This is a genomic window from Paenibacillus montanisoli (assembly GCF_003268025.1).
GTDB classification, from domain to species: Bacteria; Bacillota; Bacilli; order Paenibacillales; family Paenibacillaceae; genus Paenibacillus_Z; species Paenibacillus_Z montanisoli.
This window is the reverse complement of sequence record NZ_QLUW01000002.1, coordinates 233,441-248,171: the sequence shown is the minus strand read 5'-3', so window position 1 is coordinate 248,171 and position 14,731 is coordinate 233,441. Positions and strand designations below refer to the sequence as shown.

The window sequence follows — 14,731 nt, the reverse complement described above, 5'->3', positions numbered from 1 at the left end:
ATCGGCTATCGCGGTTAGATGGAACGGATGCGTTGGAATGATTTGAAGCGGCTCTATCCAATCGAACAAGGTGACTTCTGATCATCAGAGGTCACCTTGTTGCGTACGCGGTTTTATTGATCGTGGCAGGCTTTCATTTGATCGGCCAAAGCTAACGTTTCCTGCTTGATGTCTTCGGGAATGATCAAATCGGGAAGTCCGAAGCTGCGGGATGCCTGCATCCCCATGATGACGTTGCCAATGTGGTTGACATGAACCCAATCATGCATTAGCTTCGCATATTCCTCAGGTTGTTTACGATAGAAAGGCTCGAATAGCCGATACTGGTCGATCAGAGGGAGATCGAGTTCTTTAGACAGCAGCCTGTTCACCTCCATGAAGCTTTCAAACGTATCCTGAAAATCAGCAGCCCCTAGGCTATACATCGGGCAGTAATAGGTTTGAAGAACGGGCAATGCGTTATTGCTGCGAATCAGCGTGCAAATTTGCCGCAAATTGTCCCCGTACTGCTGGCGAGAGAAGCCTTGGAACGTATCGTTTCCCCCAATCGTCACAATGACGACTGAGGGGTGAAACGAGAATACGTCTCTATCGATTCGCTCCAGCAGGTTTTTGGTCGTATCGCCGGAAATTCCTTGATTAATGACACTCACATGCCTGCCGATATGCGTTTTCAGGTTCAAATTGAGCCATTCCACCCAGTTATGCTTGCCTGACCACGATACTTCGGTGTTGCTCGAACCAAACGCGATCACGCGAAAGGATTGTTCCGGAAGATTCTTCCATTGTTGTATGCGTTCCAACATACGCACGCTCCTATCCTATGGAATCATTAGAATGGCTGTGCAAGCTAAAAGAGTAGAATTGACCCGCCGGTCATCGGAAGCATGACGATTGCGGTTTTCAGATAGGGGATAGGAATGCGTTTCGTAAACTTCGCTCCGAGATACGATCCCAGCATTAAGCTTGCCGTTACTTGCAGCAGGAGCCAGCCTTCCACATCGCCCAATTGATAATAGCCCATTCCTCCGCCTATGGCGATGGGAATGATCACAAGCATGGTCGTACCCGCTGCAAGCCGCACCGGCATTCCTAGCACGGACATCAGCCCGAGCTGTATGAACGGTGTAGCGCCGATGCCAAACAATCCGGATAGGCCGCCGGAGATGACCCCGACTCCGCAGGAGCCGATCCATTCTCTCTTTCGGCTAGCGGTGAGCATTTCCGCATCCGCAAGCTTTCCGCGGGAAACCATGATCATGCGGAGCCAAAGCGCCGCCCCTGACAGGAACAGCATCCCGGCCGTCATCCATTTCAATTCATAGCTTGGAATGCCGTGGGATAACATGGAGCCCGCCCATGCGCCAGCCGCTCCGATACCGCCGGCAACGATTCCTGATTTGAAGACGATGTTGCCTTCGCGATAATGACTGAATGTACCCGCTAGCGAAGAGAAGATCATGGATATGACCGCGGTGCCGAATGAAGTATGGATGGAGAAACCGAACCCGACCGTCAAGATCGAAATGATAAATCCCGATCCGCCTGCGCCAACCAAGCCCAAAATCATGCCAACCGCGAACATAACTGCGATAAGTTGAACCATCATAGGCGGCTTCTCCTCGCCAACAGGAAGGATCTCCATTCCATTTTCAGCTAGACGCCCCACTCCTTGCGCAGCTGCTCGATTGGCTTCGGCGGAGCCGATTGCTGGGCAAGATGCTTCTTCGGCTTTCTGCCGACCCATCGTTCGTCCGTTGGCTCCGAGGCTGGCTGATATCGCGTATCGGAGCTGATTCTCACGTGGTTTGTCGTATTATTGAGCGAACCGTGCATCATGAACATCCCGAAGATGATCGCATCCCCAGCTTCGAATGCTGTCGTCGCCCATTGTCCGCCATACTTATCCACGATTTCAATCGGATCTTCCGTGAACCACCCTGGAGCATTGTCCCGGTCTACATCCACTTTCCCATAGGTTTTTCGGATCTTCTCGTAATGCTGCGATCCGAGCAGCATAGCCAGCGTGCCTTGATCCGGCGGGATATCTCCGAAAGGGGTCCACATCGTATAGACATTCTGGCTGCCTCTGCCCATATAGACAATATCGTAATGCGCTCCGGTATTTCCTCCGTATCCGACAGAACGCAGCCATTTATAATCAAAGGTTAATGAGGGCTCGCCTAACAAACGATCAAAGAAGCCCATGACGGCAGGGCCGTTAACGACGTCTAGAAACGGTTGAAACTCGTTTTCCAGCTCTTCCGCGGTTCCGCCCGATAATCCGCCCCACTTGGTACCGTCCTTCAAGAGTCCTTCTTCGACCGGCGCAGCGTCGTCAAGCAGTCCTCGTTCGTGCATATTGCGCAAGAAGGCCATTCTAGCTTTTTGCACTTTAGCACGGTCATGAAACCCCCGGATCAACAAGTACCCGTCTTCCCGCAGCCGCTCTCTCAAAGCCGCCGTATCCTCCCAGATGTCATTGGAGCTTCTTAATTCCGTCAGGTACATGCTGCCCATTTCCAATTCTCGTTTTCCCATCGGGTATTTCGTCACGGCATTACATCTCCCTTTCATAAAGTACATCCCTGGTATCATGTTACCACACGTACGAGAGAGGCGAACATTAAAGTAAAGATGTGTTTGCAAAAGTAAGAACAAGTATATATAAGCACGAAATCCGGCAGCGCTATAATCAAAGCGATAGGGAATCACGTACGAATGGAAAGGGGTTCAATCATGGGACAAGAAGCTCCGAGTATCGTGGTCAGAACGACGTTTATCGATGATTTGCTCATCAATCCCGGCATCGGATTCACGACCTTTCAACGTTTTAACGGCGACCGATTGAATGAAGGCAAAGGCTGGACCGAAGGCTTCCCGATTGAGTATCAACCCTTCACCGGCAGTGTGCAAAATGAAGATCATCCGGATACTTCCATTGCCTACTTCCGAGTCTATTGGCGGTTTCTTGAGCCGGAAGAGGGTCAATATCAGTGGGCCTTAATCGATAAAGCGCTGGCGACGGCTCGCGAACGAAAACAAACGCTGATGTTTCGCGTAGCGCCGTACGGTCAAGCGAAGGGTTCGGATGTGCCGGATTGGTACCGGAATAAGGTAGGGAAAATGACGAAAGCCCAGAAGAAACACGACTGGTGGAAGGTAGATCCGGAGGATCCGCGCTATGTCCGCCATTTCGGAGGACTTATTCAAGCATTTGGCCGGCGCTATGACGGTCATCCTGATTTGGATAGCGTGGATATGTCCATTGTGGGCCCATGGGGGGAAGGGGCAGGCTCCGCATTGCTTACCCAACCAACAAGAGAGGCGCTGGTCGATTGCTATATCGATTCGATTAAGAAGACCCCGCTCATGATGCTGTTGACGGACGAGCAGACGAACCGGTACGGTCTATCCAGGGGCGATGTCGGATTTCGGGTGGATTGTCTCGGCGATATGGGCGGATGCTGGGAGAATCAAGGGGATTGGTCCCATATGAATGATTATTATCCCCAGCAGATCATTTTGTCCGGCATGCAGGATGCGTGGAAAAAAGCCCCGATTTCGTTCGAGGTATGCTGGGTGGTGCAGCATTGGAAGGATAAGGGCTGGGATATCGACTACATTATAGATCAATCGCTCAAATGGCATATTTCAACTTTTAATGCGAAATCGAGCCCTATACCGAAGGAATGGCAGCCCCAAGTCAATCGTTGGCTGAAAAAAATGGGCTACAGATTCGCTTTGCGAAAGTTTGCTTATCCGGCCGTCGTTCATCCAGGCGGTAAAATGGCGATCTCTTCCTGGTGGGAGAATCTCGGAGCCGCTCCTTGCTATAGAGAATTCCCGTTAGCGCTGCGCTTACGGAACGATCATTGCAGCGAGATTATCGTCACCGGCGCTGATATCCGGCAGTGGCTGCCGGGGGACAGCCTATTCGACAGCACCATCAACATCCCTGCGGCAATCGCTCCCGGGCATTATCTACTAGAACTTGGCCTGCTCGATCCTCACTCCTGGCAGCCGGCGATCCAGCTCGCTATTCAAGGCAGACAGTCTGACGGCTGGTATGCCATGGGGAACATTGAAGTCAAATAAGAGCTTCAACTAAAAGCAGAAAACGTGCTGATCGCCAGCACGTTTTCTCTTCTTTTACCACCAAATGATATTGCCGACGTCGGGTGAATGGAACCGTGTGATTTGTTTATGGCTGACGTGTTCGAGCAGATCCGGAATGTCAAAATAATTCAAAACATCGGGCAAATGAAAACGGGCATCGTATTTGAAATATCGCTCAGATACGATTTCCTCGAAGGATGCAGGCATATTTTCCAAGTATAAACTGTCCGCCGCATCCTCCGCTACAGCCGCAAGCAAAGCATATAACGCGCTGATGCCTTTTCCCGCAAGCCGAATCCGCTTGCCTGGATGGTGCTGCTTGATATAATCGCAAGCCCGTAGAATATCGTAAACGCGCAGCCCCGCAAGCGTCATTCTCATCATGATGGCGTCGCAGTTCAGTTTATATTCCGTCCCGAACATTTCATAGAAGGGACGAGGGTTTACCGGTCTGCATTGTACCGTGCCCATTCCCCGCGGGTCAAAGGCGAACACATCGCCATCGCGAAGAAGCTGATTGATTAAATCATTTTCTTTGAAAATATGGTTTACGCCTTCGTCATGCATAAATATCGTGCACAAATCGCTCTGTTTCCCGGCAGCGCTGACATAAATACCGGTGACGAAAATATCGGGCTCCGAAAAAAAGAATAAATACTCATAATGGATATCGCTTTTCAGATGGTTTGGATTGTCGATATGGTCTTTTCTAAAGATTTTGGGGTAGATGGGCCCTTTATACTGCGGCATATTCAGCCAAGACTTCACCCGTTCTTTGAACAAAGCCGGATTACCGACGCTTCTTTGTGCTCGATGCTCCTGCATAAATTGAACAGTTAAATCATGGATGGTTCGCGCATCATCGAACTCCGCCAACACTTGGCCGCTAGCCGTGCACTGCAGCGTTTGTTTATCTTCCACCATCATGGACCGATCCGTCACATAGGTTCTCGGTTCGCCTTTCAGGTATTTGATAAACCAGTTGACCGCCGTTTCACGTAAATCGTCATTGTATTCATGCGTCCCTTTCACTAGTCCGAGGGAGACATTCTCTTCGCAACCGTAGAGTCCGTAAATCTTTCTAGCCCGTTCATAAGCTTCCGATGTGCCTTCGAGCAGGAAGAAGTCCGATTCCACAGCTCCGATCATCACCGGCTTCGGTGCGAAAAAGGTTAGATAATCGTCGAAATTCAAACCCTCGCTGATAGCACCATAGAGAATTTGTTCGCCATCCTGCGAATGCCCGGCCTTCATATAAATCTCCCGGGAGGTGATATAGGTGCATGGAACCGCAGCTTGCAGCCTGTCATCTACCATCATCATATAAGTGGTCTGGATGCCTCCGCCGGAATTGCCCGTCATGCCGATTTTGGTTTCGTCGATTTCGGGGAGCGTACACAAATAATCGATCGTCCGGATCAGATCCCAAACAAAATAGCGGATCACATTGCTGCCTGCCAGCTCGCATTGAAGCCCGTGATAAGTATGCTCGGTGTGCCATCTGACAAGGTTTCTGCCGATCTCTTTATCGTAGTACTGCATTCGCTCCCCTTGGGAGATCGGATCGACCGAAAATACGGCGAATCCGTTCTGGACCAGGTCGATGCACACTTTCTGATAGTAAGGATAGGCTTTGGCCGTTTCGACATGTCCGCATGTGAAAATGACGACGGGAACTTTTCCCGATCGTACTTTGGGCATATACAAATTACCGGTAACATACACGCCGGGCTGGCTTTGGAAAATAATATTCCGAATGCTGTAGGATTCCCGTTCCGTTTCTCCCGTGCAGATCGCATGAAGCGGTGTCTTCTCCTTCGGAAGCCCGCCGATGGCGGATAAGAAGTAGGCTCGTAAGTTCTCCCTTCTTTGTTCGAATTGTTCCTTGGTCCGAATGTCTTGTTTAACGGCGTTTTCCGCTTCGAAATAGTGCTGCGCCACTTTCCTTAAATACTCGGGAAGCTGCATCTTTACATCGAACAAGCCATTGATATGATCATTGAAGCTCATTCCGGCACCTTCTTTTCGTAGGAATGGTTTCTTCATTCTTTGTACGATATTTGAATTCCTACCTGCACTTGACACGATGTAAAGATGTGTATGGAAAAGTAACAACTTGTATATATCGGGCTCAATTTTCGATGCTTTATGATGAAGCTAGATGAGCTTGGAGCGAAATTGCGGGATGCGGTAGTTTCCTTAAAAGTTGTAAACCCTTACATCCAAAACGAATCTTGACTGCTATAATAGTCTTACTACACGAATCCGGCGGTCGACTATGATGGCGAAAGGACATTAGCTCATGCGCAGACTATTGATTGTGGACGATATGCCTATTATTGCTGACGGTTTGGTGGATCTCTTTCAAGGTGCCGATCACCTGGAGCTGGAAGTTTATAAGGCTTACTCCGCTTTTGAGGCGCTTGATGTGCTGAACAGAATGAAGATCGACATCGTATTGTCGGATATCCAGATGCCTATGAAGACAGGAATCGAACTGCTTAAAGATATTCGGGAGAAATGGCCGCGCTGCAAAGTGATTTTTTTGACCAGCTACAATGAATTCAATTACGCCAAAGAAACCATCACTTGCGGGGGATTCGATTATATATTGAAAACCGAAGGCGATGAAGCGATCATGAAAGCTGTGGTGAAGGCGATGAATTCCCTTCGAGAGGAGCTGGAAAATGAGAGTTTTATCAACCAGGCGCTTCAGCAAATCGAATTAACCCGGCCGCTGCTGCAAAAGGAGTTTTTGTCGGAGCTAGTCGAAGGGAAGAGATGGTCGGCGGAACATAGAGCCAGTCAGTTTGCGGAGCTCAAATTGCCCTTCTGTCCGGCATCTTCCGTCATGCTTCTGTCGGGCCGAATTGACGGATGGAAGAACGAGGTAGGCGGTATGGACCGCATGCTGCTGCTTTATGCCGTTCAAAATATCGTACATGAATTTCTCTCCCATTCCGTCGAGCTGCTATCCATCGTATACGAGCGTACCAGGATCTTGTGGTTCATTCAGCCGAAGCAGACGGCACGTTCCAAGGAAGAGCCGTGCTGGGAGAGGGAATTCCGATTTGTGTACGGCACGCTGGAATCCATTCAAGATACATGCAGAGAGATGATGAAGCTGCAAGTTTCGTTTCTGCTCAGCAGCGCTCCCGTTGAATGGAGCAGAGCTCCGGATCAATATCAATTGCTGAATTTCCTGCTGAGCCGGGGGCTTGGACTTGGCAAGGAAATCTTGATGACGGACACTGAATTGCAAACGAACGGGATTGGCAACGAATCAGACCGGGATGAATCCATCACCTTCAAAAAGAATTTCCGGATCGGGAAGTTCAACATGCTTCCGGATTATCTGAATAATGGTCAGAAGAACGAATTTTTCGAGCTGTACGATGAATTGACGAACGACCTTTCTATTGAATCGAGCCATTTGCTGAATTTCGAAATCTACCATTTCCTGTCCTCCATTTTCCTTACTTATTTGAACCGCTGGAATCTAAGCCAGGAAATAAGCCGCAGCCTGGATTTGAATAAGCTGTTGCGTTTGAAGGACGGCGACGATTGGACGGAAGTGAAGGATTATTTCAACGCATTGGCCAATCTGATATTCGATAATAAGCATAACGAGCAGGAAGAAAAAACAAATACGCTAGTCGCCGAAATTCAGCAGTATATCCATAACAATCTCGGCGCGGATTTGTCGCTAAACAAGCTGGGGGATTTGGTTCATCTCAACCCTTCCTATCTTTCGCGGTTGTATAAGCAAATGACGGGGGTCGGGCTATCCGCCTACATTACGGAAATCCGAATTCAAAAAGCCAAAGAGATGTTGAAGAATAATCGGTTAAAGGTCCATGAAATTGCCTTTGAGCTTGGTTACCTGTCCAATATCGCATTTACCCGCTGCTTTAAGAAGCTCATGAATATTTCGCCTCAAGAGTACAGAGATGCGCACTCGAAACGGTTCGCCGAGTATTAAGCGATTGATCCGCTAAAGGAGATGAGACCATGTCCTTGCATTCGGCTTGTTGGAGGAACGCGACGATTTACACGCCTGAAGGCATTGTGAATCAAGGCACGCTTATTGTTGACGAAGACGGGAAAATCACCGCGATCGGAGGCCCTGAGCTAACCGTGGAACCTGATCTGCAGACGTTTGACGCGTGCGGGTTGCTGCTCATTCCGGGCCTGATCGATGTGCATATTCATGGCGGCAATGGCTATGGGGTTATGGCTGGCGAATATGAACAGCTGGACGGCATAAGCCGGTTTCATGCCGCACACGGAACAACTTCCTTTCTGGCGACAACGACGACCGCTCCGCTCGATCAGATCAAGCGTGCCCTGCAACAGGCGGCGATTACGATTCAGAGAGGGGTGTCGGGCGCAGAACTGCTCGGCATTCATCTGGAAGGGCCGTATATCAACGAGAAGCGTCGCGGCGCCCAAAGCAAATCGGATATACGGTTATCAACGACGAAGGAATTGAAAGAGCTCTTCGAGGCGTCAGATCGCCAAATCAAGTTGATCACGCTCGCTCCCGAAGTGAACGGGGGGATGGAAGCCGTCCGTCAACTCGTAGATTGGGGCGTGACGGTATCGGCAGGGCATTCGGATGCCACATATGAAGAGGTAAGAGAAGCAGTCCGCTGTGGACTTCGTCACACAACGCATCATTTCAACGGCATGAGCCCGCTGCATCACCGGGAGCCCGGCCTTGCCGGTGCGGGACTGCTTCTGCCCGAGCTGACGACTGAATTAATTTGCGACGGCATCCATGTCCATCCGGCCGTTGTGAAGCTGCTGTTCGAGCTGAAAGGTCCTATGAACGTCTGTATGATCACGGATGCGGTAGAGTGCGCGGGACTTCCGGATGGCGATTACGATGACGTAACCATGAAAGATGGTCATATTTACTTGAAAGACGGCTCTAGTCTGGCAGGAAGCTCTCTTACGATGATCCAGGCTTTGCGAAATGCGATACGATTTACCGGATATCCGCTAGAGAAAGTATTGCCTTCTTTCACGCAGGTTCCTTCGCGCCAGATTGGCGTGGATGGCCGTAAAGGATCGCTGCAGCCGGGAAAAGACGCGGATCTCCTTCTATTGGACCGGGATTTGAATGTCTGCGCCACTGTTGTAGGAGGGAAGACGGTCTACAGGAGGCCGGCGAATGATTGAACATGCGCATAAGGAGAAAAAAGCTTATGTCGGTGTCGATATCGGCGGCACCAATACGGTCATCGGTATATTCGATGAATCACGGGTTCTGCTTCGGAAAAAATCGTTTCCCACTCTTCTGCCTCATTTGCCTGCCAAGACGGATCACCCTGCCGCCTTCTACGACAAGCTGACGGAAGAAATATTCGGATTAGCTCAGGAGGCTGGCTGCACCGATGGACTGGCGCTCGTTGGCATGGGCGTTCCCGGACGGATAGACCCGTATCAGGGAAGAGCGGAGGCTGCATCCAACCTGGGATGGTTCGGCGTTCCGTTCGCAGAGCAGATGAGCAAGCGGTTAGGCGTTCCAGTGCGCATCGACAACGATGTAAGAATCTATGCCCTAGGGGAGCTGACGGCAGGTGCCGGACAAGGGTATCGAAATATGCTTTGTCTCACAGTCGGAACCGGGATTGCTACAGCGATTATTGCAGATGGCTGCATCATCAGGGGGAACGATTATTATGCCGGGGAGATCGGGCATGATTCGGTAGAGGGGCAAGTCGCTTTATGCGCCTGCGGGAAGCGAGGCTGCGTTGAAACGATTGTTTCGGCGGCAGGCGTCGTTCGATTGGCTCGTGAAGCGCTGGAGGGTGAAGGAGGCCATTCTTCATTGAGCAAGCTTGATCGGGTTCCTACCGCTTTCGATGTTTATCGAGCTGCCATCGATGGCGATCATGCTTCTCAAGCGATTTTCCGTTACGTTGGCGAAGTGCTTGCAGCTAAGCTGTTGACAGCCGTTTGTTTGCTTAGTCCGGAAGCCGTTATTATCGGAGGCGGCGTTGCGGAAGCGGATGAGCTGCTGCTCGGACCTATTCGGGAGAAGATTCATGCGGGATATGTCCACGCTAGGAAGCCTGCTATTCTGAAGGCTAGATTAGGCGATACGGCGGGCTTAATCGGAGCCGTTACATTTGCAAGTAGTTAAGGAGTTGATGGTAATGAACCTTGATCCCCAGATTACGCCGCAACAAACCATAATCCGAATTCCCGGGCTTAAACAACCGTTAACGATTCTGCAAATTACGGACTGTCATCTGACGGAATGCGATGAACGCGAAGAGATTGATATACGTACAGAGGCCGTCAAGCGAACTTCCGTGTTTGCATCGCAATTGGCAGGCGGGCCGTCTACGGCAGACCTTTTCGATCGTTTGTTGCGAACCAGCAATGATTTACAGGTGGATTTCACCGTATTTACGGGAGATATCATCGACTTCCCCAGTCAAGCCAATATCGAGCATCTGCAGCGGCAATTCGACCTCCTGAGATCGTCGTACTTATATACCGTCGGCAACCACGACTGGTATTTCTCCGGCAGTTTTACGGATGAAGTGCGCGCGGCTGCTTATCCGAAATTCCGCGAATGGATATCGGAGACGCCGGGCTGCGAGATCCGAACGGTTGGCGGAGTGAAGCTGATCGCGCTGGATAACAGCAACTATCAGGTGACGAACGATCAGTTTGCCGCCATAAAACAAGCAGCCGCAACAGGCGAGCCTTATTTATTGTTCATGCACATTCCAATCTATTTATCCAGCCTGCAGCAAGATGTAGTGGACAAATGGGGAGCGCCCATTATGATGGGGGCATCCAATTGGAATGCAGCCTCTCGCGAAGCCTGGCAGGTACGAACGACGGATCCTTCCACGAGCAGGTTTTGCCGCTTTCTCGCGAGCGAAGAGAGCGGGAATATACGCGGCATCTTCTGCGGACATGTGCATTTCAACCATATCGATGCTTTCCGGGCAGGCCGATATCAATACGTGACAGCGCCAGGCTTTACAAGTCAATGCCGGCTGATCAAGCTTATTGCGGAGTAAGTCTTGTCCGGCATCAATAACGAAAGAAGAACCTTCTTCCTGGCTGAGGGTTCTTTTTTTCATATATTAAGAAAATATTTTTAAAATATTTTTAAAATATTTTTTTATTTCGGCACCAATTTATGTCTTGTAATCGCTTCCAACACTCATTTATAATGAAGGCGCAGTCTTCCTTAAACGTTTCGGATAAGGGGGGAACGACTTCATTTTAAATCCAAAGGAGGTATCGAGCGTCCACATCTTTGCTCCGTAGATTGGAACCACACCAAATTTTCAGTCATGCATCACCGTGTACATGAAACTAAAATTCGGGAGGTTTGTCCATGAGAAAAATAAGTTTGCTCATCATCGCGTTGATCCTTGCCGTATCATTAGCGGCTTGCGGCAGCAACGGCAACAACGGCAACAGCAATAGCGGTACCGCGACGAATGACGGCAGCTCCGAGAATTCAAACAGCGGCTCTGCAAATGCAGACAGCGGCAAAGAAGTCGTCATTAAGTTCCCTAGCTACAAAACGGGGAATAACGTCGGGGCCATTTTCTTCCTTCCTCAAATTGAACGCTTCAATACCAAATACGCAGGCAAGTACAAGATCGAAATCGAGGAAATCGTGCAAGACGAATACTCGAAGAAGATCAAACTCCTCTATCAGCAGAAGAAACTCCCGCCACTGATCGAAGTCGATAAAGAGCTCGCCGAGATCATGATCGACAACGGCGATCTCTTGGATCTGAAGCCATACATCGACAAAACGCCTGAAATCAAAAACGTCTTGATTGATGAATCCGTTACTTATAACACAGACAAGAACGGCAAATACGTGTCGCTGCCGCTCGCATTCGTGCGTCCGATCGGCATGTACTACAATAAAGAGCTGCTCCAAAAAGCAGGCATTACGGAACTGTCGACGACTTGGGACGGGTTCTTCAGCGACCTTGACAAGTTGAAAGCAGCCGGCGTCACTCCGCTGTCCTTGATGACCGGTGAGAACGCTTGGACAACGATGCTGCTTGCAACGGCGATGCTCGCTTCCGAGCAGGAGGGTCAAGACATCCTGACGAAGGGCGATATCGTCACCAACTTCGACTCGCCGCTTTGGACTAACACCTTCACGAAAGTGCAGAAGCTGCTTCAAGAGTACACGACAAAGTCGGCGCTAGGCGCGACGTATTCGATCGCTGCCAATGAATTCTTCAGCGAGAACACGGCTATAATCGCGAACGGACCATGGATGGTCGGCGATTTCAGCAATCCGGACAAAGCGGGCGAAGGCTTCGCCGCTAAAGTAGGCGCTACGATTTATCCAGGCGGCGTAGCGCTTGGCTCCTCTGATGGTTACTGGTATTCGATTCCGAAGGATACGCCGCAGGAGCAAGTGGACGGACTGATTGAATACTTCAAATTTATTTATTCGCCGGAAGAGTTGAATGCGTTCCTCGTAGCGGAAGGCGGTTTTGCGCCTAAACTGCCGATGCCGGACGCTGACAAAGCCAAGCTGGATCCGATCCTCAGACAACTGAACGATGAAGTCGGCGCCAAAATGAAAACGCTCAACCGCGCGATCTACAACGTCGTTCCTCAATCCGTATCGGATCTGTTTGCGAAAAATCTGCCGCTTCTGGCTACGAATGATATGACGCCTGAACAATTCTGCAAGGCCATGACGGAAACAGCGGAGAAGTTTAAGAAATAATATCGATCCAAATGAGATTGGTTGCGCAAGAAGCGCATGGCTGCTGCCTATGCGCTTCTTGCATTCCCGAACCGGATCAATCTTGTTTGCATGCGGCTTTCGGAAGGAGTGTTGTCATGTACAAGTACAATAAGCTGTGGGTATACCTCTTTATTGTTCCGACGCTGATCGTATTTCTGACGTTTTATTTCGTCCCGATCCTGACGGTATTCACGACCGGTTTTACGGAATGGAACGGGTTCAATGCCCCTAAATTTGTCGGATTCGACAATTATAAAATGATCTTTACCGATGATAACTCCATCACGGTTTCATTGATGAATCTGTTGAAGTGGTCGCTCATCGCCACATTCATACATGTCCCTTTCGGCGCTCTGGTCGCTTTCATAATTTTTAAACAGCCTTTCGGCTGGAGATTCGTGCGCGGCGTATTCATGATTCCGAACGTTATCGCGGTATCCGCATGGGCGATTATTTATCGGTTTATTTTCAACGATCAGATGGGACTGCTTAACAATTTTATCCGGAAGATCGGTTTCTCCGACTTTCATACCAACTGGTTCTTCGACTCGCAATATGCCTTCTCCGCAATCAGCTTGACTTGGGTTTTCTACGCCGTTATCGTGACGCTGCTCGTCTTATCCGATCTAATGGCAATCCCGAAAGAACTGCATGAGGCCGCCAAAATCGACGGTGCGACGGAAGCCCAGATTCACTGGCGCATCAATTTCCCGTTGATTCGGGGATCGCTGGGCACTTCGGTCATTCTGTCCGTCATTGCGAGAATCACGATGTTCGAAGCGATCTTCTTGACGACCAAAGGCGGACCGGGCAACTCAACCTACAATATATCCGTCATGCTCTATGACGGCATTATTAATTATGAATTCGGTTATGCCAATGCGGTGGCTACCATCATGATTATTCTGGGGATCGGTGTTCTGGCCATCACGACGAAAGTGTTCAAGATGAATAAAAGCGTATACAACTGACAGGTGGTGAGGACTGCATATGAAGGCTGATCTGTTGAAACGTGGCCTAGTCTGGCTATTCAGTTATTTGGTGCTCATATTTACCGTTTGCATATCGCTCGTGCCGCTGCTCTGGATTACGGTTTCTTCCTTCAAATCCAACAAAGCGATATTAAATACGCCATTCGCGCTGCCAACGGAAATTAACTTTCGTGCCTATGCCTCCGTACTTCAGATGAACAACTTCTTAAGCAATACGTTCAACTCTGTACTGATTTCAATTTCTTCCACGCTTATTGCGCTCCTGTTTTACGCGCTTGCAGCCTATTCGTTCGCGAAATTCGACTTTATCGGAAAGCGGACGTTGTTTATCCTATTCTCGGTCACGCTCTTGATCCCGGGCCATGCGACCGCGCAGCCTATCTTCTCCTTTATCAATCTTACCGGGCTTTACGATACGAGACTGGCGCTCATCATCGTATACATTTCGGCGGGACTGGCTGTATCGCTATTTATTTTGCGGGCATCGTTTCTATCGATTCCAAGGGAACTGGATGAAGCCGCTTATATGGAATCGGCGAGTTTCTGGCAGGTGTTCTTTCATATCAATTTGCCGCTTGCCAAAGCAGGATTGGCAACCGCGGGCATTTTGATGTTTTTGGGCAACTGGAACGAGTTTTTTTATGGATTTATGCTGACCGCTTCTGCCGAGAATCGAACGCTGCCGGTCGCCCTGCAATTTTTCACCGAGCAGTTTTCGTATAACTACACCCAGCTGTTTGCGGCACTGACGCTTGTTACGCTGCCGAGCATTATCTTGTATATGCTGGCACAAGAGCAGGTGCAGCAAAGCGTCGTGAGCGGCGGCGTTAAAGGCTGATCCGAGCGAGACTCATCCATT

The 14,731-nt window shown here is 49.7% G+C and carries 12 protein-coding genes; 8 read left to right on the top strand and 4 right to left on the bottom strand.

What is annotated here, in order from left to right:
• Positions 1-113: 113 nt before the first annotated feature.
• Genes DL346_RS10370 through DL346_RS10360 form a run of 3 tightly spaced genes read right to left on the bottom strand, consistent with a single transcriptional unit; the run spans position 114 to position 2,556 of the window.
• Positions 114-806, bottom strand: coding sequence for an SGNH/GDSL hydrolase family protein (locus DL346_RS10370; RefSeq protein ID WP_112882060.1), 693 nt, complete (start codon positions 804-806; stop codon positions 114-116).
• Between the two features lie 44 nt (positions 807-850).
• Positions 851-1,609, bottom strand: a complete 759-nt coding sequence (locus tag DL346_RS10365; RefSeq protein ID WP_112882059.1) for a sulfite exporter TauE/SafE family protein — start codon at positions 1,607-1,609, stop codon at positions 851-853.
• 47 nt (positions 1,610-1,656) lie between these two features.
• Positions 1,657-2,556, bottom strand: coding sequence for a phytanoyl-CoA dioxygenase family protein (locus tag DL346_RS10360; protein WP_240633123.1), 900 nt, complete (start codon positions 2,554-2,556; stop codon positions 1,657-1,659).
• A 183-nt stretch (positions 2,557-2,739) separates the two neighbouring features.
• Here DL346_RS10360 and DL346_RS10355 point away from each other — a divergent pair, with 183 nt between their 5' ends.
• On the top strand, positions 2,740-4,098 hold the full coding sequence (locus DL346_RS10355) for a DUF4832 domain-containing protein (RefSeq protein WP_165822457.1): 1,359 nt from the start codon (positions 2,740-2,742) through the stop codon (positions 4,096-4,098).
• 54 nt (positions 4,099-4,152) lie between these two features.
• Here DL346_RS10355 and DL346_RS10350 read toward each other — a convergent pair whose 3' ends face one another.
• Complete coding sequence (locus DL346_RS10350) at positions 4,153-6,129, bottom strand: alpha/beta hydrolase family protein (RefSeq protein WP_165822456.1); 1,977 nt, start codon at positions 6,127-6,129, stop codon at positions 4,153-4,155.
• Positions 6,130-6,421: 292 nt separating this feature from the next.
• Between DL346_RS10350 and DL346_RS10345 the strand changes: the two genes are divergently transcribed.
• From DL346_RS10345 to DL346_RS10315, 7 genes are all read left to right on the top strand, one after another.
• Positions 6,422-8,101, top strand: coding sequence for a response regulator (locus DL346_RS10345; RefSeq protein WP_112882056.1), 1,680 nt, complete (start codon positions 6,422-6,424; stop codon positions 8,099-8,101).
• Positions 8,102-8,130: 29 nt separating this feature from the next.
• Entirely contained in the window at positions 8,131-9,303 is a 1,173-nt protein-coding gene (gene nagA, locus DL346_RS10340) for an N-acetylglucosamine-6-phosphate deacetylase (RefSeq protein ID WP_112882055.1), read from the top strand.
• Entirely contained in the window at positions 9,296-10,270 is a 975-nt protein-coding gene (locus DL346_RS10335; RefSeq protein WP_112882054.1) for an ROK family protein, read from the top strand. The genes nagA and DL346_RS10335 overlap by 8 nt, the downstream gene beginning before the upstream one ends.
• A gap of 13 nt (positions 10,271-10,283) precedes the next feature.
• Entirely contained in the window at positions 10,284-11,165 is an 882-nt protein-coding gene (locus DL346_RS10330) for a metallophosphoesterase family protein (RefSeq protein ID WP_165822455.1), read from the top strand.
• A 323-nt stretch (positions 11,166-11,488) separates the two neighbouring features.
• Entirely contained in the window at positions 11,489-12,859 is a 1,371-nt protein-coding gene (locus DL346_RS10325; protein ID WP_112882052.1) for an ABC transporter substrate-binding protein, read from the top strand.
• A 116-nt stretch (positions 12,860-12,975) separates the two neighbouring features.
• Positions 12,976-13,851, top strand: a complete 876-nt coding sequence (locus tag DL346_RS10320; protein WP_112882051.1) for a carbohydrate ABC transporter permease — start codon at positions 12,976-12,978, stop codon at positions 13,849-13,851.
• A 19-nt stretch (positions 13,852-13,870) separates the two neighbouring features.
• Positions 13,871-14,710 (top strand): carbohydrate ABC transporter permease, encoded by an 840-nt coding sequence (locus tag DL346_RS10315; protein ID WP_112882050.1) that lies wholly within the window; start codon positions 13,871-13,873, stop codon positions 14,708-14,710.
• Positions 14,711-14,731 lie beyond the last annotated feature (21 nt).

Bases quoted from the DNA above. Each gene is read 5' to 3' on its own strand.
- DL346_RS10370 (WP_112882060.1), bottom strand. From the start codon at position 806: ATGTTGGAACGCATACAACAATGGAAGAATCTTCCGGAACAATCCTTT.
- DL346_RS10365 (WP_112882059.1), bottom strand. From the start codon at position 1,609: ATGATGGTTCAACTTATCGCAGTTATGTTCGCGGTTGGCATGATTTTG.
- DL346_RS10355 (WP_165822457.1), top strand. From the start codon at position 2,740: ATGGGACAAGAAGCTCCGAGTATCGTGGTCAGAACGACGTTTATCGAT.
- DL346_RS10350 (WP_165822456.1), bottom strand. From the start codon at position 6,129: ATGAGCTTCAATGATCATATCAATGGCTTGTTCGATGTAAAGATGCAG.
- DL346_RS10345 (WP_112882056.1), top strand. From the start codon at position 6,422: ATGCGCAGACTATTGATTGTGGACGATATGCCTATTATTGCTGACGGT.
- nagA (WP_112882055.1), top strand. From the start codon at position 8,131: ATGTCCTTGCATTCGGCTTGTTGGAGGAACGCGACGATTTACACGCCT.
- DL346_RS10335 (WP_112882054.1), top strand. From the start codon at position 9,296: ATGATTGAACATGCGCATAAGGAGAAAAAAGCTTATGTCGGTGTCGAT.
- DL346_RS10330 (WP_165822455.1), top strand. From the start codon at position 10,284: ATGAACCTTGATCCCCAGATTACGCCGCAACAAACCATAATCCGAATT.
- DL346_RS10325 (WP_112882052.1), top strand. From the start codon at position 11,489: ATGAGAAAAATAAGTTTGCTCATCATCGCGTTGATCCTTGCCGTATCA.
- DL346_RS10320 (WP_112882051.1), top strand. From the start codon at position 12,976: ATGTACAAGTACAATAAGCTGTGGGTATACCTCTTTATTGTTCCGACG.
- DL346_RS10315 (WP_112882050.1), top strand. From the start codon at position 13,871: ATGAAGGCTGATCTGTTGAAACGTGGCCTAGTCTGGCTATTCAGTTAT.